Source organism: Staphylococcus sp. EG-SA-2 (genome assembly GCF_017152085.1).
The window spans coordinates 1-405 of the sequence record NZ_JACYHC010000292.1; the positions used below are offsets into that span (position 1 = coordinate 1).

Genomic DNA, 405 nt, shown 5'->3' on the forward strand with positions numbered 1-405 from the left:
ACAGAGATTTTCGAAAAGAAATTCTACATATTATGTTTATTTTAAAACGCCGATTTCTTGCAAGTATTCTTCATATGGAATTTCTTTTGAAACGCCGCCTTGTTTATTTAAATCGATAACACGGTTTGCAATCGTGTTGATAAATTCGAAGTCATAAGAAGTAAAGATGATAGAACCTTTAAATGATTTAAGACCATCATTGACAGCAGTAATACTTTCTAAGTCTAAGTGGTTAGTAGGTTCGTCAAGTAAAAGTACATTCGCACTTGATAACATCATTTTACTTAGCATACAACGTACTTTTTCTCCACCTGAAAGCACACTAGCTTTTTTCTTAACTTCTTCACCACTAAATAACATACGACCTAAGAAACCACGTAAAAATGTTTCTGTTTGTTCATCTTC

Annotated in this window: 1 protein-coding gene; it reads right to left on the reverse strand. The window is 32.3% G+C overall.

Annotation, left to right across the window (positions count from 1 at the left end; all coding sequences use genetic code 11):
• Positions 1-36: 36 nt before the first annotated feature.
• Positions 37-405 (reverse strand): ATP-binding cassette domain-containing protein (locus IDG60_RS02785; RefSeq protein WP_206160476.1); only part of this gene is annotated, 369 nt, incomplete at its 5' end.